This is a genomic window from Intestinimonas sp. RTP31139st1_F5_RTP31139_211217, assembly GCF_040226735.1.
In the GTDB taxonomy this organism is placed as follows: domain Bacteria; phylum Bacillota; class Clostridia; order Oscillospirales; family Oscillospiraceae; genus Intestinimonas; species Intestinimonas butyriciproducens.
The window spans coordinates 1-21,963 of sequence record NZ_JBCOAQ010000020.1 but is presented as its reverse complement, the minus strand read 5'-3'; the positions used below and the strand labels follow the sequence as shown (position 1 = coordinate 21,963).

At 60.9% G+C, this 21,963-nt stretch carries 21 protein-coding genes; 8 read left to right on the top strand and 13 right to left on the bottom strand.

The genetic code is table 11. From position 1 onward, the window contains the following. Positions 1-8 precede the first annotated feature (8 nt). From ABUA09_RS12070 to aspS, 10 genes are all read right to left on the bottom strand, one after another. Complete coding sequence (locus ABUA09_RS12070; protein WP_116721741.1) at positions 9-1,223, bottom strand: LL-diaminopimelate aminotransferase; 1,215 nt, start codon at positions 1,221-1,223, stop codon at positions 9-11. Positions 1,224-1,244: 21 nt separating this feature from the next. After that, positions 1,245-2,081, bottom strand: coding sequence for a diaminopimelate epimerase (gene dapF, locus ABUA09_RS12065; protein ID WP_058117581.1), 837 nt, complete (start codon positions 2,079-2,081; stop codon positions 1,245-1,247). A 132-nt stretch (positions 2,082-2,213) separates the two neighbouring features. Further along, on the bottom strand, positions 2,214-2,753 hold the full coding sequence (locus ABUA09_RS12060; protein ID WP_227151726.1) for an ANTAR domain-containing response regulator: 540 nt from the start codon (positions 2,751-2,753) through the stop codon (positions 2,214-2,216). Between the two features lie 161 nt (positions 2,754-2,914). Then, the gene (gene glnA / locus ABUA09_RS12055) at positions 2,915-4,246 is read right to left on the bottom strand and encodes a type I glutamate--ammonia ligase (protein WP_033116874.1); all 1,332 of its coding nucleotides are present in this window, start codon (positions 4,244-4,246) and stop codon (positions 2,915-2,917) included. A gap of 232 nt (positions 4,247-4,478) precedes the next feature. Further along, positions 4,479-5,852: an amidophosphoribosyltransferase gene (gene purF, locus ABUA09_RS12050; RefSeq protein ID WP_075703722.1), complete on the bottom strand. Its 1,374-nt coding sequence runs from the start codon at positions 5,850-5,852 to the stop codon at positions 4,479-4,481. Between the two features lie 163 nt (positions 5,853-6,015). Continuing rightward, positions 6,016-7,929: a bifunctional metallophosphatase/5'-nucleotidase gene (locus tag ABUA09_RS12045; protein WP_058117579.1), complete on the bottom strand. Its 1,914-nt coding sequence runs from the start codon at positions 7,927-7,929 to the stop codon at positions 6,016-6,018. A 287-nt stretch (positions 7,930-8,216) separates the two neighbouring features. Then, positions 8,217-9,644: an Asp-tRNA(Asn)/Glu-tRNA(Gln) amidotransferase subunit GatB gene (gene gatB / locus ABUA09_RS12040; protein ID WP_033116857.1), complete on the bottom strand. Its 1,428-nt coding sequence runs from the start codon at positions 9,642-9,644 to the stop codon at positions 8,217-8,219. Then, positions 9,641-11,113 (bottom strand): Asp-tRNA(Asn)/Glu-tRNA(Gln) amidotransferase subunit GatA, encoded by a 1,473-nt coding sequence (gatA, locus tag ABUA09_RS12035; RefSeq protein ID WP_195969481.1) that lies wholly within the window; start codon positions 11,111-11,113, stop codon positions 9,641-9,643. Before gatA ends, gatB begins: the two co-directional genes overlap by 4 nt. Before the next feature lie 12 nt (positions 11,114-11,125). Then, positions 11,126-11,413 carry an Asp-tRNA(Asn)/Glu-tRNA(Gln) amidotransferase subunit GatC gene (gatC, locus tag ABUA09_RS12030; protein WP_058117577.1) on the bottom strand — a complete coding sequence of 96 codons (288 nt, stop codon included), beginning with the start codon at positions 11,411-11,413 and terminating at the stop codon, positions 11,126-11,128. 16 nt (positions 11,414-11,429) lie between these two features. Then, positions 11,430-12,737, bottom strand: a complete 1,308-nt coding sequence (gene aspS, locus ABUA09_RS12025; RefSeq protein ID WP_081959803.1) for an aspartate--tRNA(Asn) ligase — start codon at positions 12,735-12,737, stop codon at positions 11,430-11,432. Positions 12,738-13,198: 461 nt separating this feature from the next. Here aspS and ABUA09_RS12020 point away from each other — a divergent pair, with 461 nt between their 5' ends. Together ABUA09_RS12020 and ABUA09_RS12015 are read left to right on the top strand one after the other, a co-directional pair. Continuing rightward, the gene (locus tag ABUA09_RS12020) at positions 13,199-13,765 is read left to right on the top strand and encodes a uracil-DNA glycosylase (protein ID WP_033116853.1); all 567 of its coding nucleotides are present in this window, start codon (positions 13,199-13,201) and stop codon (positions 13,763-13,765) included. Between the two features lie 120 nt (positions 13,766-13,885). Further along, positions 13,886-14,569 (top strand): YoaK family protein, encoded by a 684-nt coding sequence (locus ABUA09_RS12015; RefSeq protein WP_058117575.1) that lies wholly within the window; start codon positions 13,886-13,888, stop codon positions 14,567-14,569. Positions 14,570-14,585: 16 nt separating this feature from the next. Here ABUA09_RS12015 and ABUA09_RS12010 read toward each other — a convergent pair whose 3' ends face one another. Genes ABUA09_RS12010 through ABUA09_RS12000 form a run of 3 tightly spaced genes read right to left on the bottom strand, consistent with a single transcriptional unit; the run spans position 14,586 to position 17,622 of the window. Continuing rightward, the gene (locus ABUA09_RS12010) at positions 14,586-15,764 is read right to left on the bottom strand and encodes an iron-containing alcohol dehydrogenase (RefSeq protein ID WP_279202485.1); all 1,179 of its coding nucleotides are present in this window, start codon (positions 15,762-15,764) and stop codon (positions 14,586-14,588) included. Positions 15,765-15,803: 39 nt separating this feature from the next. Further along, positions 15,804-16,766 carry an aldo/keto reductase gene (locus ABUA09_RS12005; protein WP_195607614.1) on the bottom strand — a complete coding sequence of 321 codons (963 nt, stop codon included), beginning with the start codon at positions 16,764-16,766 and terminating at the stop codon, positions 15,804-15,806. Between the two features lie 16 nt (positions 16,767-16,782). Then, positions 16,783-17,622, bottom strand: coding sequence for an aldo/keto reductase (locus tag ABUA09_RS12000; RefSeq protein ID WP_279202513.1), 840 nt, complete (start codon positions 17,620-17,622; stop codon positions 16,783-16,785). A gap of 160 nt (positions 17,623-17,782) precedes the next feature. Here ABUA09_RS12000 and ABUA09_RS11995 point away from each other — a divergent pair, with 160 nt between their 5' ends. From ABUA09_RS11995 to ABUA09_RS11970, 6 genes are all read left to right on the top strand, one after another. Next, complete coding sequence (locus ABUA09_RS11995) at positions 17,783-18,649, top strand: LysR family transcriptional regulator (RefSeq protein WP_208319045.1); 867 nt, start codon at positions 17,783-17,785, stop codon at positions 18,647-18,649. 109 nt (positions 18,650-18,758) lie between these two features. Then, entirely contained in the window at positions 18,759-19,160 is a 402-nt protein-coding gene (locus tag ABUA09_RS11990) for a MerR family transcriptional regulator (RefSeq protein WP_208319044.1), read from the top strand. Beyond that, positions 19,157-19,624: a flavodoxin gene (locus ABUA09_RS11985; protein WP_195614277.1), complete on the top strand. Its 468-nt coding sequence runs from the start codon at positions 19,157-19,159 to the stop codon at positions 19,622-19,624. Before ABUA09_RS11990 ends, ABUA09_RS11985 begins: the two co-directional genes overlap by 4 nt. Positions 19,625-19,689: 65 nt before the next feature. After that, positions 19,690-20,241, top strand: coding sequence for a flavin reductase family protein (locus tag ABUA09_RS11980; RefSeq protein ID WP_195607616.1), 552 nt, complete (start codon positions 19,690-19,692; stop codon positions 20,239-20,241). Continuing rightward, positions 20,238-21,251 (top strand): flavodoxin, encoded by a 1,014-nt coding sequence (locus tag ABUA09_RS11975; protein ID WP_349949381.1) that lies wholly within the window; start codon positions 20,238-20,240, stop codon positions 21,249-21,251. The genes ABUA09_RS11980 and ABUA09_RS11975 overlap by 4 nt, the downstream gene beginning before the upstream one ends. Positions 21,252-21,320: 69 nt before the next feature. Then, on the top strand, positions 21,321-21,963 hold a 643-nt coding region (locus ABUA09_RS11970; protein WP_349949380.1), incomplete at its 3' end, for a carboxymuconolactone decarboxylase family protein.

Below are 21,963 nucleotides of genomic sequence, written 5' to 3'. Positions count from 1 at the left end.
TCCAAACGTTACAATATGCGCTTGATCCGCTCCACAGCCTGTGCCGTATCCTCCGCTCCGCCAAAGCCGGTGAGGCGGATATAGCCCTCTCCGCTGGGGCCGAAGCCCGCGCCGGGGGTGGTGACCACATTGGCTCTCTGGAGCAGCAGATCGAAAAAGTCCCAGGACGGCATTCCATCCGGCGTCCCGACCCAGACATAGGGGGAGTTCACGCCGCCCGATACTTTCAGCCCGGCGGCGGCGAGGCCCTCCCGGATGGTCCTCGCATTGCTCAGGTAATAGGCGATATTCTCCTCCACCTGGCGGCGCCCCTCCGCCGTATAGACGGCCTCCGCCCCGCGCTGAACGATATAGGGGGTGCCGTTGAACTTGGTGCACTGCCGACGGTTCCACAACTCCCGCAGGCTGGCCCCGCCCCGGACCAGCTCCCCGGGAATGGCCGTCGCCGCGCAGCGGGTACCGGTAAAGCCCGCCGTCTTGGAAAAGGAACGGAATTCAATGGCGCAGGTACGGGCTCCTTCAATCTCGAAAATGGAGTGGGGGATCTCGGGCTCGGTGATGAAGGCCTCATAGGCTGCGTCAAAGAGGATCACCGCTCCGCAGTCATTGGCGTAATCCACCCATCTCTTGAGCTGCTCCCGGGTCGCCACCGCGCCCGTGGGGTTGTTGGGGAAGCAGAGGTAGATCAAATCCACCGCGCCATCGGGCAGGTCCGGCGTAAACCCGTTCTCCGCCGTACAGGGCATATAGCACAGCTCCGTCCAGCGCTCCCGTACCTTATCGTATTCTCCGGCTCTCCCGGCCATCGCATTGGTGTCCACATAGGCCGGGTACACCGGATCGCAGACGGCCACCCGGTTCCCCGGGCCGAACAGGTCCCCGATGTTGCCGCAGTCGCTTTTGGCGCCATCGCTGATAAAGATCTCGTCGGCCGAGATCTCCGCGCCCCGGGCCTGGAAATCATACCTAGCCATGGCCTCCCGCAGGAACGGATAGCCCTGCTCGGGGCCATAGCCCCGGAAGGTCTCCGCGCTCCCCTGTTCGTCCACGGCGGCGTGCATCGCCGCCAGAACCGCCGGAGGCAGCGGCCGGGTCACATCCCCGATGCCCAGGCGGATCAGCGCCGCCTCCGGGTGCTCCCCGGTGTAGCCCGCCACACGGCGGGCGATCTCGGAAAACAGATAGCTGCCGGGCAGCTTGCAAAAGTTGTCGTTGATCTGCACTGTAGTCCCTCCATCTATTTTCTATGTATCCGGCCATTCTCCCTCGAAAACGGTGACTGCGGGTCCCGTCATATAGACATGACCGTCGCTCTCCTCCCAGCGGACGGTCAGGCTGCCGCCCCGCAGCTTCACGGTGGCGATCCGGCGGGCGCGATAGCTGAGAACGGCGGCCACCAGCGCCGCGCAGGCGCCCGTACCGCACGCCATGGTCTCTCCGCTCCCCCGCTCCCACACCCGCATACGCAGGGTGCTCTGGTTTTCTACCTCAACAAATTCCGTGTTGGTCCGGTTGGGGAAGATGGCGTGGTGCTCAAAGGCCGGGCCCCACTCCTCCAGGTTCAGCCGGTCCACATCCGGCACAAAGACCACCGCATGGGGATTCCCCATGGATACGCATGTCACCGCCCATTCCCTTCCATTCACCATGATGCGCCGGGAAAGGAAGCTCTCTCCGGCACCCAGCACCGGGATGCGCTCCGGCGTGAGGATGGGCTCTCCCATGTCCACGCTGACAGAGACGACGGTGCCTCCCTCCACATGGAGCTCCAGAGTCTTTTCCCCCGCCAGCGTCTCTATGGTCAGTTCGGTCTGGTCCGTCAGCCCCTTGTCATAGAGAAATTTCCCCACACAGCGAATTCCGTTGCCGCACATCTCTCCCTCGGAGCCATCTGCGTTATACATTTCCATCCGGAAATCTGCTCGCTCGGAGGTGCGGACACAGATGAGCCCATCGGCCCCCACGCCAAAGTGGCGGTCCGACATGCGCCGCGCCAATCCAGGCAGGTCTCCGGGACCGCTCTCCGTGCAGTCCAGATAGACGTAATCGTTCCCCAGGCCGTGCATTTTGGTGAATTTCATCGCTCCGCACCTCCATCCTATTCTATTGTCTTTGGTAGACGCCCCCAGATAGGCAAAAGGCGGCAGTCGATTCTCAGGTCGGACTGCCGCCAAAGCGGACGAGACATCATCGTCTACCGATATGTATGCTCCTCACTGCCCGCCTAATACCAGCTTTGCGGTCTGGACCATTTTGGCCCCGGAGTCCATGCTCTTTTTTTGCAGAAAACGATGGGCCTGCTCCTCCGTCATGCCGTGACGCTCCATCAGGAGGGACTTGGCCTCGTCGATCAGGGCCATTTCCTCTTCCGAGCGCTGCGGACGGACGAACTTCTCCAGCCGGTGCCCCATCTGGATGAGCATCCGCACCGACGCCACAAGATCGCCCCGGCTCACTGGAGAGGCCAGTAAGAAAATATCGTCGTTCTGGCACAGATCCAGCATTCCCTGGACCGCCACCATCAGCATCGCGCAGTTGGGCGGCAAGTCCTCGAACAGGCTTTGAGCCGACTCATCCGGCAGTTTGAATCCGCAGACCACGGTGCTGATGTGATGCTTGCTCACAGTCCGCTTGACCTCAGCAGCCGAGCGGCAGATGATACATGCGGCCGTCCCGCTGCTCTCGATGATCTCACGGACCCGTTCACAGCTTTTGGGGCTTTCAAAGGCCACAATGACTTTGTCCATTTCCATCTATGAAACACTCCTTTGCGTCAAGGAGTTACAAACGGGCGGCCGGCATGGCGCTCGGTCTATCAAATGCTGCGCCGCCACACCTCGCATCCTCTCAGATTTGGGTCTCCGGCTAGGGGCGGAAGTTCCCTGCCGGAGCACAGCCGGATCAAAACAGATTTTTAATAGTTGATGATGTACTTCTCGCGCTCCCAGGAGCTCACACGGGTGCGGTACTCGTCCCACTCCTTCATCTTGCCCTCGATATAGTTGGCGGCGACATGCTCGCCCAGCGTATCCAGGATGAGCTGATCCTCTTGCATAGCCTTGATGGCCTCCTCCAGGGAGCCGGGCAGGCTCTCGATACCGTGGGCCTTGCGGGCGTCCGCATCCATGGCGAAAATATTCTCGGTGATTTCCGCAGGAGGGACCATCCCCTTTTCAATGCCGTCCAGGCCGGCGGCCAGGCAGACGGCCAGCTCCAGATAGGGGTTGCAGGCCGGGTCGGGAGAGCGGAGCTCCACACGGGTGGACTGTCCGCGGGCGGCGGGGATCCGGATCAGGGCGGAGCGGTTGGATGCGGACCAGGCCAGATAGCAGGGGGCCTCATAGCCGGGCACCAGGCGCTTATAGGAGTTCACCAGCGGGTTGGTGACGGCGGCCATGCCCTTCACATGGGCCAGCAGGCCGGCGATGAAGCTGTACGCCTCCTTGGACAGTCCTTTTTCACCGTTGGCGTCATAAAACACATTCTTACCATTCTTGAAGAGGGACATATTGGTGTGCATGCCGGAGCCGTTGACACCAAAAATGGGCTTGGGCATAAAGGTGGCATGCAGCCCGTTCTTCTGGGCCAGCGTCTTGACCGCCAGTTTGAAGGTCATGATGTTGTCGGCAGCCTTCAGGGCGTCGGCATACTTGAAGTCGATCTCATGCTGCCCCTCGGCCACCTCGTGGTGGCTGGCCTCGATCTCATAGCCCATCTGCTCCAGCGCCAGGCAGATCTCGCGGCGCGTACCCTCGCCGTGGTCCAGAGGGCCCAGGTCAAAGTAACCGGCCTCATCGTTTGTCTTGGTGGTGGGCTTGCCCTCCTCGTCGGTCTGAAAGAGGAAGAACTCGGCCTCCGGCCCCACGTTGAAGGCGTCATAGCCCATACTCTCCGCCTTCTTCAGCACCTTCTTCAAAACGCTGCGGGGATCGCCTACAAAGGGGGTGCCGTCGGGATTATAGACGTCGCAGATAAGGCGGGCCACCTTGCCGTGCTGAGGCCGCCAGGGGAATACCACAAAGGAATCCAGGTCGGGATAGAGGTACTGGTCGGACTCATCGATCCGCACAAAACCCTCGATGGAGGAGCCGTCGAACATGATCTGGTTGTTGACCGCCTTCTCGACCTGAGACGCGGTGAGCGCCACGTTCTTGAGCTGACCGAAAATATCGGTGAACTGCATGCGGATAAACTCGATGTCCTCTTCTTTGACGATGCGGATAATGTCTTCCTTGGTGTACGCCATGGTAAAAATCCCCTTCCTCATTGAATGATATAACAGAGAAGGCGCTCCGCCCTTCTCGGGTGGAACGCCTTCGTTCTCAACTGATGCTCTGAGTATACCGGCTTCGGCGCCCGCTGTCAAGCTAAATTTGGAGGCTTCTCCTCTTTTTGTTGCATATATCAGGGACGAGCTCCGTTTCCCTCCGCTCTTTATGCAATATTTGCAAGAGGCTGCTGCAAATGGTGGAAGCGCGTCACGCCTGCGGCGTCTCCACCGGGTATTTCTCCGTGAAACATCCCTTGCAGAAGCCGCAGGCGGCCTGCGGCGCCAGGTGGTCCAGCGCCTGTGTGCTGAGAAAGCCCAGGCTGTCCGCCCCGGTCATCTGCCGGATCTCCTCCACAGAGTGGTGGCAGGCGATGAGGTTCTCCTTGTCCGGGATGTCGGTGCCGAAATAGCAGGGCGAGATAAAGGTGGGCGAGGAGACCCGAAAATGGACCTCCGTGGCCCCCGCGTCCCGCAGGAGGCTGATGATCTGCCTGGAGGTGGTGCCGCGGACGATGGAATCGTCGATCATCACCACCCGCTTGCCCGCCACTTGGCTTTTGAGGGCGCCCAGTTTGAGCCGTACCGCATTCTCCCGGCTCTTCTGGTCGGGGGTGATAAAGGTCCGCCCAATGTAGCGGTTCTTGACAAAACCCTCGCCGTAGGGAATACCCGACGCCTCAGCGTAGCCCATGGCAGCGTCCAGGCCGGAGTCCGGCACGCCGATGACCACGTCGGCCTCCGCCGGGTGCTCCCGTGCCAGGATACGCCCGGCCTCCAGCCGGGCCTCATGTACGCTCTGACCGCAAATCACTGAATCGGGACGGGCAAAATAGATATATTCAAAAATGCACATATGGGAGGTGGCGCCTTCACAGTTTTCCCGGATGAAGCGCACCTTCCCGTCCTCCACCACGGCGATCTCGCCGGGCTCGATCTCCCGCTCATAGACCGCGTCCACCGCGTCCAGCGCGCAGGATTCCGAGGCAAAGACGACGGCATCCCCCCGCCGGCCCATGCACAGCGGCCGAAATCCCCATGGATCCCGGGCGGCCACCAGCTTCCGCGGGGACATCACGATCAGGGAAAACGCTCCCCGCAGGCCCTCCATGGCCCGGCATACCGCCTCCTCCACCGAGGGGCAGCGGAGGCGCTCCTGGGCAATGGCATAGGCGATGATCTCCGAATCCGTAGTGGTCTGAAAAATGGCGCCCTTGTACTCAAACCCGGTGCGCAGCTCCGGCGTATTCACCAGGTTGCCGTTGTGGGCCACGGCCAGGGTCCCTTTGACATATTTGAGGGTCAGGGGCTGGGCGTTTTCCCGGCGCCCGCCTCCGGTGGTGGCATAGCGCACGTGTCCCACCGCCATGGTGCCGTTCAGCCGCTCCAGCGTCTCGTCGTCAAAGACGTCGCCCACCAGCCCTAGGTCCTTGTGGTAGGAGAGCTCCCGGTCATTGATCGTGGCAATGCCCGCCGCCTCCTGGCCCCGGTGCTGGAGCGCGTAAAGGCCGTAATAAGCGGTGCGTGCGCAGCCGCCGTTGGGGTCGTAGATGCCAAAGACTCCGCATTCCTCATGGATGGACATAAGCCGCCTCCGAATCAATCACGATTTGAACTAATCCTAACATATCATTTTTCCGATTGCAATTGACATTTAAACCTGATTCTCGGCCATTTCCGCCCCTGAAAACAGTCTTTGCCACAATGGACGCGCAGCGGGGCCTCACTTGCCGCCTGTCGTCCGGCCGCTACCTTCTCCTTCCGCGATAGTTCCGGTATCCGCCGCTCCGCGGTCTCCGCCCCAGGAGCCTTCTCAGCGCCAAGATCACGATCAGGACCGCTGCCAGCGCCAGAAGCAGCGCAAAAATGGTCGTCCCGCCGGGGTTTTTCAGCAGCGCAATGGGGTTCCAGGAGGCGTTTACCACCTTGCGCCCCTCTGGCGCCGCGTACCGGGCGTCCACCATCCCCATGGACTGGAGATAGGACGCCAGGGCATACCACTCCTTCACCTCGGTGCCGTCGGCATTGTGGAGGATCCGCGCCTCGAAGTCCGTCACCGGGACTCCCTGCTCATCCTTGGGCGTGATGGTGAGGAGCCCGAAGCTCTTGTCGTTCACCGCCCCCAGCATCTGACCCGAATAGAGTCCGGTGACCACCCGATAGAGCCTGTCGTCCTCCAGCGGGACCGTGCGTCCATCCTCCAGCACCTGGGCACAGTCCGTCACCTTGTCAAACAGCATCCGGTGGGGGTTGAAGGTCCAGGTCATCCCCGCGCCGTAAAGCTGCGCGGCGGACATCAGCGGCGTCACCGAGGCGTCCACCTCAAAGGCGTCCCGCAACTCCCGCCCGGTGATATAGACCGAGATCAGAGGATATCCCGGCGTTCCGTCTCCCCCGGACCCCAGCGAGGAGACCTGGAAGGCATCGGACACCGTAATCTCTCCAGCGGCAAAAGAACCCCGGACCACGCCGGCGGCCACCACCGCGAAGTCCACAGGCACATAATCCGCGCCTTCCGCGGCCTTGACCGCATGGATGTAGGCGTCCGCGATCAGATTCCCCAGGGCGTCCTCTCCCTGCGTCTGGCCGAACTGACGGATGGGGGTAAAATCAAAGGGGGTCCTTGCCAGCACTTCCTCAAACCCCAGGCCGTAGTCGGCCAGATAGGTCTCCTCCACCCGCTTTTGAAAGGTCCCGGCCAGCGCGGCCATGGCCGGGTCGTCCGGGACCGTCTCATCTACGGGGATCAGGCGATAATCCTCTACCGTCACCGCCTCTCCCTCTCCGCCCCGGCGGATGGTAAGCGCCCCGAGGTTCTGGGCATACTCGCCGCAGGAGACGATCTGTGCGCCACCTGTCTGAATGGGCGTCTGTGTTGTGGAGTGGGTGTGCCCGGAGATGATGACGTCGATGCCGGGGACCGCCTTTGCCAGCGCGTAGTCCTCTCCCTTTCCTTTCTCGTCGGTGCCGCTGTGGGAAAGGCAGATCACAAAATCGGCATCCGCCTCCGCTTGGATCTCCGCCACCACCCGTTTGGCGGCCTCGGCGATGGGCTCGAACTCCATGCCCGACATAGGCGCACACTCGTCGGCATCCACACCCAGGACTCCAAAGACGGCGACCCGCAGACCGCCCCGCTCCACAACCGTATAATCCGATATCCCATATCGCTCCCATGCCTGCCAGGTGCCGGCGTCGCTCTCCGGCGGCTTATAGTTGGCCTGCACGATAGCGGGGCAGATATCCCCGCTGTCCGCAGCCGCGCGCAGCATATCGGCAAGGCCCCGCGCCCGGTAGTCAAACTCATGGTTTCCCAGCGTCGTCACGTCATATCCCATGGCGCCCAGCGCCCGCAATTCCGGGGCATCCGTGGTGTATATGGTCTGGAACAGGGAGCCCATGGAGAAGTCCCCGGCGTCCAGCGTGACCACCGGCGTCTGCGCCGCAGCCCGTTCGGCCTTCAAAAGCGCGGCCAGGCGGGTATAGCCCCCGTACTCCCCGCCCCTTTCGGCGGGCATGGGCAAAAAGTGATCGTGCGTGTCGTGGGTGAACAGGATGGTCAGGCGCTTTTCCGTCTCGGCGGCGGATGCTTGGCTGAACAAGAATCCCAGAAGTATGAGCATGCTCAGCGCAAAAGCCAAGGGGCGGCGAAGAAACCGCATGGTCCATTCTCCTCTCGGCAGTATTTTTGTTTGATGGTACCATTATATCAGCTTTTCCCCTGCTTTAAAAGTCTGTTCGGGGGGCATGCCCGGCAGTGGAGCCGATGGCATATCCAGAGCTGTTCTTCCGCCGGATGGCGCTGCTCCAGAACTTATGTACTTAATGCACCGGGTGGAAAACGCCCTGCCGGCTCCCCTGGCGTTTCTGGGAAACACCCGGGGCGCCGGCAGGGCGCTACTTGTGGAGAGCGGCGTGCACCTGGTCCGTCCCACCCCTCTCTTTCCGTCTATTTCACCTGTTCCAGCCTTTCCCGGATGATCTGGTTGACCACCTGGGGAGATGCCTGCCCCCTGAGCTCCCGCATGACCTGCCCCACCAGGAAGCCGAAGGCCTTCTCCTTCCCCGCCCGGTAGTCCTCGATGGACTTGGGGTTTGCGGAGAACACCTTCTCCACCGCGGCAGCCACCAGCCCCGAGTCGGAGACCTGTTCCAGGCCATGTTCTTTTACATAGGCGTCCGCATCGCCGTCCGAAGCGAACACCGCGTCGAAGACCTTGACGGCCGTATTGCGGTTGAGCCTACCGGTCTGGACCAGCGCAATGAGGCGGGCCAGCGTCCGGGGGGTAAAGGCCATGTCCTTTGCCTCCATCCCGCCGGCGGAGAGCTGCCGGAGCACCTCCCCCATGATCCAGTTGGCGGCCTGCTTGGGCGGCGCACCCAACGCTACCGTCTCCTCAAAAAAGTCCGCCAGGGCCTTCTGCCCTGTGATCATCTCGGTATCATAGGCCGGCAGGCTCCACTCCCTTTGATACCGCGCCATCTTTTCTTCCGCCAGTTCCGGAAGCTCTGCCTTCAGGCGCTCCAGATAGTCCTCGGTGACCTCCATGGGCGGAATGTCCGGCTCAGGGAAATATCGGTAGTCCTGGGCGTTCTCCTTGGAGCGCATGGCAAAAGTGGCATCCTTGTTCTCATCCCACCGGCGGGTCTCCTGGATGATGCGTTTTCCCTCTTCCATACACTCGATCTGCCGCCGGGCCTCATATGCGATGGCCCGGACAATGGCCTTAAAGGAGTTGAGGTTCTTCATCTCCGTGCGGGTGCCCAGCTCCTGCGAGCCCGCGGGGCGGACGGAGAGGTTTACATCGCAGCGGAGAGAGCCCTCCTGCATCTTGCAGTCGGAAACCCCCAGATACTGGAGGGTAGAGCGCAGCTTTTCCAGATAGGCGATGACCTCCTCCCCAGAGCGGAAGTCGGGCTCGGTGACGATCTCAATGAGGGGGACGCCGCAGCGGTTGTAGTCTGCCCGCGTCTGGTCGATCCAGGGGTCGTGGACCAGCTTGCCCGCGTCCTCCTCCATGTGCAGCTCATGGATGCGGATGGTCTTGCCCGTCTTGATGGGCACCGCGCCGTTCCGCGCAATGGGCAGGTAGAGCTGGGAGACCTGATATGCCTTCGGAAGGTCGGGATAGAAATAGTTTTTCCGGTCAAATTTGCTGTAGCGGGTGATCTCACAGTGCAGGGCCAGCCCGGCCTTCACCGCAAACTCCAGCACCTTTTCGTTCATGACGGGCAGCGCGCCGGGCATGCCTGTGCACACCGGGCAGCAGTGGGTGTTGGGCGCGCCGCCGAATTCCGTTGTGCAGGCGCAGAATATTTTCGTCCTGGTGGCCAGCTCCACATGGGTCTCCAGGCCGATGACCGTTTCCCATGTCATTGCGCGTCCCCTCCCTTGGGCATTTTGGTGTGATAGTCGGTGTCCAGTTGGAACGCGTGGGCGGCCCCCAACACCTTGGCCTCCCCCAGCGCGGGCCCAATGAGCTGGGCGCCAATGGGCATCCCGCCGCCGTCGAAGCCGCAGGGCATGCTCAGCCCCGGCAGCCCCGCCAGATTGAGCGGCACGGTATAGATATCCGAGAGATACATCTTCAGCGGATCGTCGAGGCTTTCCCCCAGCCTGGGGGCGGTGGACGGGGCCACGGGGGTGAGCAGCAGGTCATATTTCTCGAACGCCTCGTCATAGGCCCGTTTTATGACCGCCTTTACCTGGAGGGCCTTTTTATAATAGGCGTCGTAGTAGCCTGCGGAGAGCACAAAGGCGCCCAGCAGGATGCGGCGTTTGACCTCCGAGCCGAAGCCCTCGGTCCGGGTCTTGCTGTAGAGATCCGTCAAGTCCTCATATCCCTCCGCCCGCCAGCCGTATTTCACCCCGTCGAACCGTGAGAGGTTGGAACTCGCCTCCGCGGCGGCGATCATATAGTAGGCCGGCACCACATACCGCATGATCGGCAGGGCGAACTCCTCCACCTGGGCCCCCCTGGCCCGCAGCACATCCGCAGCCGCGAGGACACAGGCGCGGACTTCTGGCTCCAGACCCTCTCCGAAACAGTCGGCGGGGAGGCCGATCTTCATGCCCCGCACATCGCCGGTAAGCCCTGCAAGCAAGCCGCCGCTTTCCACCTCCAGACTGGTGCCGTCCCGGCGGTCCCTCCCCATGATGAGGTCCAGCACCGCCGCGCAGTCGGCGGCGGTGCGGGCGATGGGCCCCATCTGGTCCAGGGAGGAGGCATAGGCGACAAGCCCATACCGGCTCACCGTACCGTAAGTGGGCTTCATGCCGGTGACGCCGCAATAGGCGGCCGGCTGACGGATGGAGCCGCCGGTGTCGGAGCCGACGGCATACCAACACTCCCCCGCAGCAACGGCGGCCGCCGCCCCGCCGGAGGACCCTCCGGGCACCCGCGTGAGGTCCCAGGGGTTCCTCACAGGTCCGTAAAAAGAGGTCTCGGAGGTGGAGCCCATGGCGAACTCATCCATGTTCAGCTTCCCCAGCAGCACGCCTCCCGCCGCGCGGAGCCGCTGGACCAGGGTGGCGTCGTAGGGAGGGGCAAAGTCTCCCAGAATTTTAGAGGCGCAGGAGGTCTTGATGCCTTTGGTGCAGATGTTGTCTTTGAGCCCCATCGGCACTCCGGCCAGCGGGCTCAGCCGCGCTCCGGCGCGCAGTTGTTTCTCCGTCTCCAGGGCCTCGGACAGCGCGGCGTCGCCCAGCACAGTGATAAAGGCGTTGTTTCTGCCCTGTTCCTGCCGGACGCGGTCCAGGGCGGCCTGCGCGGCCTCCACCGGCGAGACCTCTCCAGCCCGAATCTTTTCGCCCAGCTGGAGGGCGGTAAGTGCGTGCAGTTCCATGTTCCGTCCTCCTCACTCCACAGTCTTGGGTACCAAAAAAGCCTCTTCATCCGGTATCGGCGCGTTTCTGAGCAGATCCCTCCGGTCCGCCGAGGGCTCCACCACGTCGGCCCGGAACACGTTCTTTACCGGGAACACATGGCTCATGGGCTCCACCGCGGCGGTGTCCAAAGTATTGAGCACCTCCACATATTCCAGGATCCGTTCCAGCTCTCCGGCCATACGGACCTTCTCCTCCTCCGGGAGCTTGAGCCGGGACAGCGCCGAGATCGTATCCACCATCTCTTCGGTAATCTTCATCGTCTTCCTCCTTCTATCACGGTTCCAGCCGGCTCAGATCTCTGGGAAACAGGCAGGCATACCGCACATTGTCCAGGCCGCATAGCTGCATGGTCAGCCGCTCCAGTCCGATGCCCAGGCCGCCGTGGGGGGGCAGGCCATGTCTATGGGCCATGAGATAGCTCTCAAAATCCGCCGGGTCCATGCCCCGTGCCTCCATCTTCGCCACCTGCGCCCTGTAGTCGTGGATGCGCTGTCCCCCCGTGGTGACCTCCAGTCCCCGGAAGAGGAGGTCGAAGGAGAGGGTGTATTTGGGGTCTTCAGGGTCATCCATGGCATAGAAGGGGCGCTTTTTGCTGGGATAGTGGGTGACAAAAACGAAGTCGCTTTCCCACACCTCCCTGGCGTATCGTCCAATGGCGTGTTCCTCCTCCGGCTCCAGATCGTAAGGGTCCCGGATCGAATACCCGTATCTCTCTGCGGCCAGGCGCTTGGCCTCGTCGAAGCGGATGCAGGGGACCGCGCTCACATCCGGTATCCGGATGCCCAGCCGCTCCACATCCTGTGCGTATTCCTCTCTCAGCAGGGCCATGGCGTGCTGGAGGAATCCCGTCTCCATGGCCATTACGTCCTCGAAGGAGTTGATAAAGCCCATCTCAAAGTCCATGGAGGTATATTCGTTGAGATGCCGCGCGGTGGAGTGCTTCTCCGCCCGAAAGACGGGGGCGAGTTCAAAGACGCGCTCATAAACTCCCACCATGGTCTGCTTGTAAAACTGGGGAGACTGGGCCAGAAAGGCTTTCCGCCCAAAATAGTCCAGCCGGAAGATGTTAGAGCCGCCCTCCGCTCCGGCGTGTACGATCTTGGGGGTGTGGATCTCGGTAAACCCCTGGTCCCGGAGATAATCCCGGAAGGCGCGCCCCAGACACTCCTGGACCCTGAACACACTGCGCTCCCGCAGATGCCGCAGCACCACGGGACGAAGTCCCAGCTCGGTATCCAAGTTTACGTTCAGCTTGGCCTTGGGGATGGGCACCGGCATGGCTGCCGCAGGCCGGGACAGCACCTCTATCCCCTCTGCCACCAGCTCCACCCCGCCCGGGGCCCGGGGCTCCTCCCGAAGCCGCCCAGTCACGACCACAGCAGACTCTTCCGGGATCTTCGACACGTCCACCCGCTCCCCACAGGTGCACTGCAAAAGCCCGTCCCGCTTGCGCAGTTTCAAAAAGGTGAGGCCGCCTCCCACCGGCCGCTTGGCGTGTACCATGCCGGAGACCTGAACGGTCTCATTCCGGTGGGCACCTCCTATGATGTCTTTGAGTTCCAGCCGCTCCGTCTTTCTCATGCCTTTCAGGAATTCCACAACCGTTCACGTCCTTTCTGAATCATTTGAGTATAAAAAAATCCCGAAACTGTATGAAACAGTTTCGGGACGGAAAAATTCCGCGGTACCACCCAAACGTTGCCGCCTCGCCCTTGAGACGGCCTCTTGGCTCCCTTAACGCGGGAATGCGTGGAGCCCTCCTCCCTCTGCGGGACTCGAACCCCCGGCTCGGTAAGTGTTGCACATCCCCATCCTGCCGGACCGGGCTCTCAGTCGGTGACCCGGATTCTCTGGCGGCCCTCATAGGGCGCGGTCTTCGTCATTGCCTTTGCTGTGGGTAGTATATGCGCTTTTCAAAAAAATGTCAACCGTCATTTTTGTCAAAAGCGCAGATTTTCAATTGCCGTATTTTTGTGATATAATGTTAATTACCGTCGTATCACAAGACTGTTTATCCTAACAAAGAAACGGGGAATCCATATATGCTGAATTGGACGGAACTGGAGTCTGCCTGCCGCTCCTGCCAAAAGTGCGCCCTCTGTGAGACCCGGCACAACGTGGTCTTTGGCGAGGGGAATCGGGATGCCGAGGTCATGTTCATCGGCGAGGGTCCGGGTGAACAAGAGGACCTGACGGGGCACCCCTTTGTGGGCCGCGCCGGTCAGTTCCTGGACGATATGCTCTCCATCATCGACCTGGACCGCTCCCAATACTTCATTGGCAATGTGGTCAAATGCCGTCCCCCACAAAATCGCGACCCGCTGAACGTGGAGATGGACGCATGCATCGGCTACCTCCGCAATCAGGTCGCGCTCATCCGGCCGAAAATCATCGTCTGTCTGGGCCGCATTGCCGCCACCCGCCTCATTCGTGAGGATTTCAAGATCACCAAAGAGCACGGGCAATGGTTCGACAGGGCCGGCGTCCACATGATGGCGATCTACCACCCCTCCGCACTGCTCCGCGACCCCCGCAAGCGTCCGGAATCCTTCGAGGATCTTAAAAAGCTCCAGGCCAAAATCCGCGAGGTCTGCACCCACACTGGTTGAGCCTCGGTCAGAGATTGCGAAAGCACCCCGCCGGCGGCCCCTATTCTCCCTGTTCGGGCAGGCCCGCTCCTTTTCCTCCGCGCCGCATCACCGGCATCATCTGCGTCAGGAGGCGATCCCATGCATCAAAAACAGCGTCAGATGTCCGAGACCTTCCGCCTGGGCGCCTTGCTCACGGTCGTGGGCGGTTTTCTGGACACCTATACCTATCTCTCCCGGGGCGGCGTCTTTGCCAACGCCCAGACCGGCAACATCGTTCTGCTGGGGCTCAGCCTGGCGCAGGGAAACTATGAAATGCTGCTCCACTATCTCATCCCCATTCTGGCCTTTGCCGCCGGCGTCATGGTCACCGACATGGTCCGGGCCCACTTCCGCCCCAGGCCGGCCATCCACTGGCGGCAGCTCATCGTCGCCGCGGAATTTCTCATCCTGCTGATGGTGGCTTATGTCCCTCCGGGCCGGTGGGACGCGGCCGTCAATGTGGCCGTTTCTTTCGTCTGCGCCATGCAGGTGGAGAGCTTCCGGAAGATCCGAGGCAACGCCGTCGCCACCACCATGTGTACCGGCAATCTCCGCAGCGGCACCGCCCTGCTCTTCCACGGCCTTCACACCCGGGACCGTGGGGCGCTCCGTCAGGCCCTTCAATACTATGGCATCATTCTCTTCTTCATCCTGGGCGCTGCGCTGGGGGTCTGGTGTACGGAGCTGCTGTCCGGACGGGCCGCACTCGTATGCTGTCTTCTCCTGCTTACCGCCTTTTGCAGCATGTTCATCCGTGTCGAAGAGGACGCCTCGGCTTCCTGAGGGGGGAGGCACCGGGTCAGGTCCGGGCCCTCATGCTCTCTTTCAGGATGCCCACGATCTCCTCATGCGTCAGGGTCTTATACCCCCCCTCCATAAGGAAGGAGCCGTCCGCGATTCCGTCCAGCATATCCTCAGTGACCCCAAGCTCCCGGACGCTCATGACCAGCTCGAGCTCGCGCATATAGGCCTCCATCCGCTCCAGCCCTTCCCGGGCGATCTCCTCCTCCGTTTTGCCTTCGGGCCGCACATCCCACACGTTGACGGCATACCGCCTGAATTTTGGAAGGCCGCAGGGCAGGATCAGCCTGTAATATGGTAGGGAAACGGCGGACAAGGTCATGCCGTGCGTGGCGTCGGTATAGGCGCCGACGGACTGCCCGATCATATGCACCATCCAGTCCGTGCTTTTTCCTTTGGCCACCAGGGTGTTGAGCGCCCAGGTGGCGATCCACATGATATTGCTTCTGGCCTCATAGTCAGTGGGGCGTTCCACAGCGATCCTGGTGCTGTGGATCAGGGATCTGAGCAGCCCTTCCATGATATAGTCAGAGGTGTTGTCGTCCTCCCCGGAAAAATACTGCTCCAAGATGTGGGACATGATGTCGAAGAAGCCCGCCGTCATCTGGTATTTCGGCAGCGTGAAGGTAAAGACCGGGTTGAGGATGGAGAACTTGGGGAATACGTTGTCGCCGAATACGTGACCGATCTTCCGCTTTTGCCCGTGATGGGTGATCACCGAGCCGCCGTTCATCTCAGAGCCGGTACCGACCATGGTCAGCACGCAGCCCACCGGGATGATCTTGTTGTCCGCGTCCTCCATACGGAGATAATATTTCTCCCAGGGATCCTCCTCGCAATAAGCCGAGACGGAGACCGCCTTGGCATAATCACAGACCGATCCGCCGCCCACGGCCAGGATCAGTTCCACCTTGCCCTCCCGGGCCCGCCTGCATCCCTCGTAGAGCTTTTCCACCGTGGGATTGGGCATCACGCCGCCATCCTCAACGATCTCTTTGCCGCAGGCTTTGAGGATCTCGACGACACGGTCGTAGATCCCGTTTTTCCGGATAGAGCCGCCGCCGTAGACCAGCAGCACGTTTTTGCCGTAGGCCGGAAGCTCCTTGCGGAGGCCCTCCAGCGAGCGCTCTCCAAAATAGAGCTTTGTGGGGTTTGAATAGCTGAAATCACCTAACATCAAAAATTCCTCCTGTAAATCGCAATTGCTTTCGCAGCGCTACAGAGCACCCACGACTCTGTGCGGAACATACAGTTCCTCCAGGTAGGAGACATCCTCCGCCGCAAGGGTTATGTTCAGCGCGCCTGCCGCGTCGTCAAAATACTCCGCCTTCGTCGCGCCTATGATGGGAGACGTCACGCCCTTTGCAAACTGCCAGGCCAGCGCGATCTGCGTCATTGTTGCGGCGTACTTTTCCGCCAGTTCCTGAACGCGTTTTACGATCCTGCGGTCGCTTTCCTGTGTGCTGTCGTACTTGGATGCGGCGACCTTATCCGTTCTGCTGCGCAGAGTATCCGCACTCCACTCCGGCCGGGCCAGTCTCCCGGCGGCAAGTGGGCTGTACGGTGTGCGGGCGACATGCATCTGGTCGCAAATGGGAATCAGCTCCCTCTCGTCTTCCCGATACAACAGGTTGTAGTGGTTCTGCATGGAGACAAAGGGCGTCCAGCCGTGGTCCCTCGCACACATCTGCAATTGACAGAACTGGTATCCGTACATGGCGGAGGCCCCCAATGCCCGTACCTTCCCTGCCTTGACCAGGCTGTGGAGCGCCTCCATCGTCTCCTCCACCGGTGTATCAGAGTCAAAGCGGTGAATGATATACAGGTCCAGGTAGTCCGTTCCCAGGCGCCGGAGCGTACCGTCGATCTCCCGCAGGATCGCGGTCCGGGAGAGGTGGCCTTCGTTAAAGTACACCTTGGAGGCCAGAACCACCTTATCCCTGGCAACATTGTTCTTGAGGGCCCGTCCAAGGTACTCCTCACTGGTCCCCGCAGAATAGGTGTTTGCAGTGTCAAAAAAATTGATGCCGAGTTCCAGGGCATGCCTGATGATCTCTTCGCTTTTCTGCGGGTCCAGCGTCCATGCGTGCATCTTGCTTGCGGGGTCTCCGAAGCTCATGCAGCCGACGCAGAGACGTGAGGCCCTGATATCCGAGCCGCCCAATTGCACATAGTCCATCCTTCCGTTCCTTTCTTCAGTGCAGAGAGGTGAGGAATTCAACTGTGGCGGGGTCCTGATGAGAGAGAAACGCGCTGGTCCCCTCGTCAAGCCCCCGGATCGCCTCCATATCCGCTTCGGAGAGCGAGAAGTCGAACACGTCGAAATTTTCGGCCATACGCGCCTGATGCGTGGATTTCGGAATCACGACTACGTCGCTCTGGATCAGGAAGCGGAGGATCGTCTGCGCGGCGCTCTTGCCGTACTTGCCTCCGATCTCCTGGATGACGGGGTTGGAGAACATCCCTTTTTTGCCCTCTGCAAAAGGCCCCCAGGATTCGTGCTGAACGCCGTATTTTTTCATAATCTCATGGGCCGCGCCCTGCTGCAGGAACGGATGGGTCTCCACCTGATTGACCGCGGGTGTGATCTCAACGAATTGACACAGGTCCACCAGCCTGTCCGGATAAAAATTGGAGACGCCGATGGCCCGGAGCTTTCCCTCCCGATATGCCTCCTCCATGGCGCGGTAAGTGCCGTAATAGTCATTGAAGGGCTGGTGGATCAGCACCAGATCGATGTAATCGCTCTTCAGTTTCCGCAGGGACTCCTCGATGGAGGCTTTTGCCTTTTCGTAGCCGCCGTTTGAGATCCACACCTTGGTGGTGAGGAAAAGCTGGTCCCGGGCCACGCCGCATTTTGCGACCGCCGCGCCGACTCCTTCCTCATTGTAGTATGCCTGCGCCGTATCGATAGAGCGGTATCCCACCTCGATGGCGTCCAGTACGCAGCGCTCACACTCCCCGGGCTCGACCTGATACACGCCGTATCCCAGGATCGGCATCTCCACTCCGTTGTTGAGTGTTACAAACTCTATGGTGTATTCCTCCTGTATTTTTGATTTGCGGGCAATGCGTTTCCGCCCTGCGGCGCACCGCCCTCACGGGTTCAGCTACAGCATAATCCCTGGAGTTCACTCCAAGTCAAGCCCCAATTTTGTAATATTACAGAACTTTCAAAAAGCGAGGTGCCTTACGATGGAGCTGCGCGTCCTGAGATACTTTCTGACAGTGGCCCGCGAGGAAAACATCACCAGGGCCGCAGCCCTGCTCCACGTGACGCAGCCCACGCTCTCCCGCCAGCTCATGCAGTTGGAGGACGAGCTGGGCGTCAAGCTGTTTCACCGCAGCCGCTACCGCATCGTCCTCACCGACGACGGGATGCTCCTGCGGCAGCGGGCACAGGAGATCGTCGCTCTTGCCGAAAAGACCGAACGGGAATTCATGCGGGAGGAGGGGATTCTCAGCGGGGAGATTTCCATCGGCTGTGGGGAGACCCGGAACATGACCTTCCTCTCCCGACGCATGGTCACGTTTCGTCAGGTCCATCCGATGGTCCAGTTCAGCATATACAGTGCCAATGCCGACGATATCAAGGACCGCCTCGAAAAGGGTATCCTGGATCTGGGGCTGCTGGCGGAACCCGTGGACATCGGGCGGTATGAATTCATTCGAATGCCCAGCCGGGAGCAATGGGGCGTCTTGGTCCGAAAGGATTCGCCCCTGGCGGAGAGGGATCACGTCACACCCCCGGACCTGCTGGGAATACCTCTGCTGTTGTCCGGGCGGGAGAGCGTCCGCAACGAGCTGGCCAGTTGGTTCGGCGACTGTTACGAGCGGGTGGAGATTGCCGCGACCTATAACCTGATTTTGAACGCCGCCAACATGGTAAAAAACCGTGTGGGCGTTGCGCTGTGTTTCCATATCGAGACCATCTCCGATTCTCTGCGTTTCGTCCCCCTCTCCCCCCTTCTGGAGACCGGTACTGTTTTGGTGTGGAAGAAAAACCAGTCCTTCTCCCTGGTGGCAGACCAATTCCTCAAGCATATAAAAAATAGCTTTTAAGCATTTTAAGGAATTGAATATAGGCATTAGACATATCTATGCTGTTTGTTTTAAAATGTAGGCGATCCATCAGGGAACGCCTGCATTTTTTATATTTGGGAGGGGCGGCATGACCATTTACGAAGCGAGCGCACGGTATCAGATTCCCTTGGATATCCTGCGCGATTACGAGCGATGGGGGCTCTGCGGAGCGGTGAAGAAGGTCATGGGCGCTTGGCAGTACGACGACAGGGATCTGGAGCTTTTGAGTCTCATTATGACCCTGCACGATATCGGCTTCTCGACGGAGGAGATCGAGACGTATATGCGTCTTTTGCTGGAGGGAACCCATACCGATACGGCACGGCTGCAGATGCTCAACAGAAAGCGCGACGCCGCCCTGGATGAGATCCATTTTCGTGAAAAACAGTTGGAGCGGCTGGACTATCTTCGGCATGAGATCCGGACCCGGCAAGCCGGGACCAGCCAAGGCTGTGCTGTACACACCACAAAAAGGAGGCCTACCCCATGAAATCGCTGATCCTCTATTATTCCCATTCCGGCAACACCCGTCGGCTGGCGGAGCTGATCGCCCTGGAGACCGGCGGCGCTTTGCTGGAGATCCTGCCCAAAACAGCCTACCCTCAGGATTATACGACGGTGGTGAACCAGGCCCGACGGGAGCTGCAGGCCGGCTTCCGCCCGGCCCTGAAGACGGAGGCGCCCGATCTGGCGGGCTATGACCTGCTTTTCATCGGCACCCCCAACTGGTGGAGCTCCCCCGCCCCGCCTGTGGCTGCCTTTCTGGACCGCGCCGAACTCTCCGGCAAGCGGATTGCCCCCTTCTGCACCCACGGCGGAGGCGGGTCCGGGCACATCCGCCGGGACATAGAGGCCCTCTGCCCAGGCACCGCCGTTCTGCCGGAGCTGGCGGTCTATGGCGGCGACTGCCGGGAATCCCAGGTCCGGTCCTGGCTCTCCCGCATCCAGGCGTAGCGCGGCTTTCAGTCCGCAAAAAAGCCCTGTCCGATTTCTCAAATCCATTCAGGAGGTTTTATCTGATGAAAAAGCAGATCGGCTCTGTTTTGGCCCTGTATCCCACACCGCTGACGGTGGTGGGGGCCATGGTGGCCAGCCGGCCCAACTGGCTGCTGGCCGGCCATCTTGGCATCATCGGCCATGACCGGGTGATGGTCAGTCTATCCGACACCCACTATACCAATCGCGGGATTCGCGAGACCGGCGCCCTGTCCGTCAATATTGTGGACGAGGTGATGCTGGAAAAGGCCGACCAGGCAGGTTGTGTCAGCGGGAGCCACGCGGACAAGTCCACACTCTTTTCCTTCCGCATCGGCGAAGGGGGCGCGCCCATTGTCGACGAAGCGCCCGTGTCCATGGCCTGCACGGTGGAAGACGTCTACAAAACCGAGGGCTTTGAGAACTTTATCTGTAAAATTACCGCCACATATGCGGAGGAGACCCTGCTGACCTCCGACGGAACGCTGAATTACCATACGCTCAAGCCCGTACTGTTCGAAATGCCCACCTATTCCTATCTGAAAACCGGGGAGGTCATCGGAACATGTATGACGTTGGGAGGGTCACGCACATGAACCCCGTTCTTGCATGGCTGCTTGCTCTGAGCCTGCTCACGGCCTGTGGACAGCCCGGGACTCCCATCTCCCCGGAACCCGTCCCTCCGTCTCCCTCCTCCAGTGCGCCGGGAGGCGCCGGGGACCCCGTTACGCCCGGATCGTCTTCCGCCACCCGCCGTCTTCGGCTGACGGTGGATGACCGGACATGCGCCGTGACCCTTTACGATACGCCCGCGGCGGAGCGTCTCTATGAAATGCTGCCGCTGGAGCTCACCTTTGAGGATTTCAACGGCACGGAAAAGATCGGCTATCTCCCCCAACCCCTGGACACAGGGGAAGGGGCAAACGGCGTCGATCCGGCCGTGGGCGATCTGTGCCTGTATGCTCCCTGGGGCAACCTCTGCATCTTCTACCAGGATTCCGGATATTCCGACGGACTGCTCCCCCTGAGACGGATCGAGGCGGGAATGGACCTGATCACAGAGATGGACGGCCCCTTCACCGCAACGCTGGAGGCAGCGCCCAGCATCCTGGTCGCCTATTTTTCCTGCACCGGCAACACCGAGACCGTAGCCGGGCGGCTGTCCGACAGATTGGCAGCGGATCTCTATGAGATCGTGCCGGAGGACCCCTACACCTCCGCCGACCTCGATTACAGCGATCCCTCCAGCCACGCCTCTCAGGAGCAGAATGACGCCGCCGCGCGTCCCGCCATCTCCGACGAGGTAACCAGCATGGAGGGATACGACGTAGTCTTTCTGGGATATCCCATCTGGTGGGGGCAGGCTCCCCGGATCATCAGCACATTCCTGGAACACTATGATTTTGAAGGTAAGACCATCGTCCCCTTCTGCACCTCCGGCAGCAGCGGCATCGGTGCCAGCGCGACCGATCTCCACGGTCTGGCGCCTTCCACCTCCTGGCTCTCCGGCCGCCGTTTCAGCGGCACCGTCACGGCATCCGAGTTGGCCGAATGGGTATCTGAACTGTCCCTGCCCGAAGGCACCGTCTCGGCCAAGGCGGCCTGACATTTAATAATGGGCGGCGCCTACCCCCTGCGGCAGTGCGCCGTCATGGATAAGGAGGAACAAAAACACATGGATCGAGTGGAAGAGGCGCGCCGAACCCTTTTGGCGCTCTACGGTGGGAGTCACTCTCCGCTGGAGGAGAGTGATCCCGACTTTGCCGCCATCAAACAGCGGCTGGTCTATGGTGAGCTCTATGCGCAGGAGGCCCTGGACCCCGTTATGCGGGAGCTGATCCTTCTGGCTGTGGCCACCACAAACCAGACCATGTCAGAGGTGAAGCTCCACACCTGTGCCGCACTGCGGTCCGGCGCATCCCCAGAGGCAGTCAAGGAGGCCGTCTATCACTGCGCACCTTATATCGGGCTTGGCAAGGCAGAGGCCGCTGCGGCTGCGGTCAACGAAGTTCTGCGGACGCAGGGCATCTCCCTCCCGCTGGCCAGTCAGCGCACAGTCTCCGAGGAGGATCGGCTGACGGCCGGCATTGCCGCCCAGAAGTCCATTTTCGGCCCGCACATCGATGAAATGCGCGCCGCCGCCCCAAATGACCAAAAGCCGCTTCAGGACTATCTCTCCGCCTATTGCTTCGGCGATTTCTATACCCGCAGCGGGCTGGACATCCGGCAGCGTGAACTGCTGACCTTCAGCATCCTCTCCGCCCAAGGCGGATGTGAGAATCAACTCAAAGCGCATGCAGGCGGAAATGCGGCGGTGG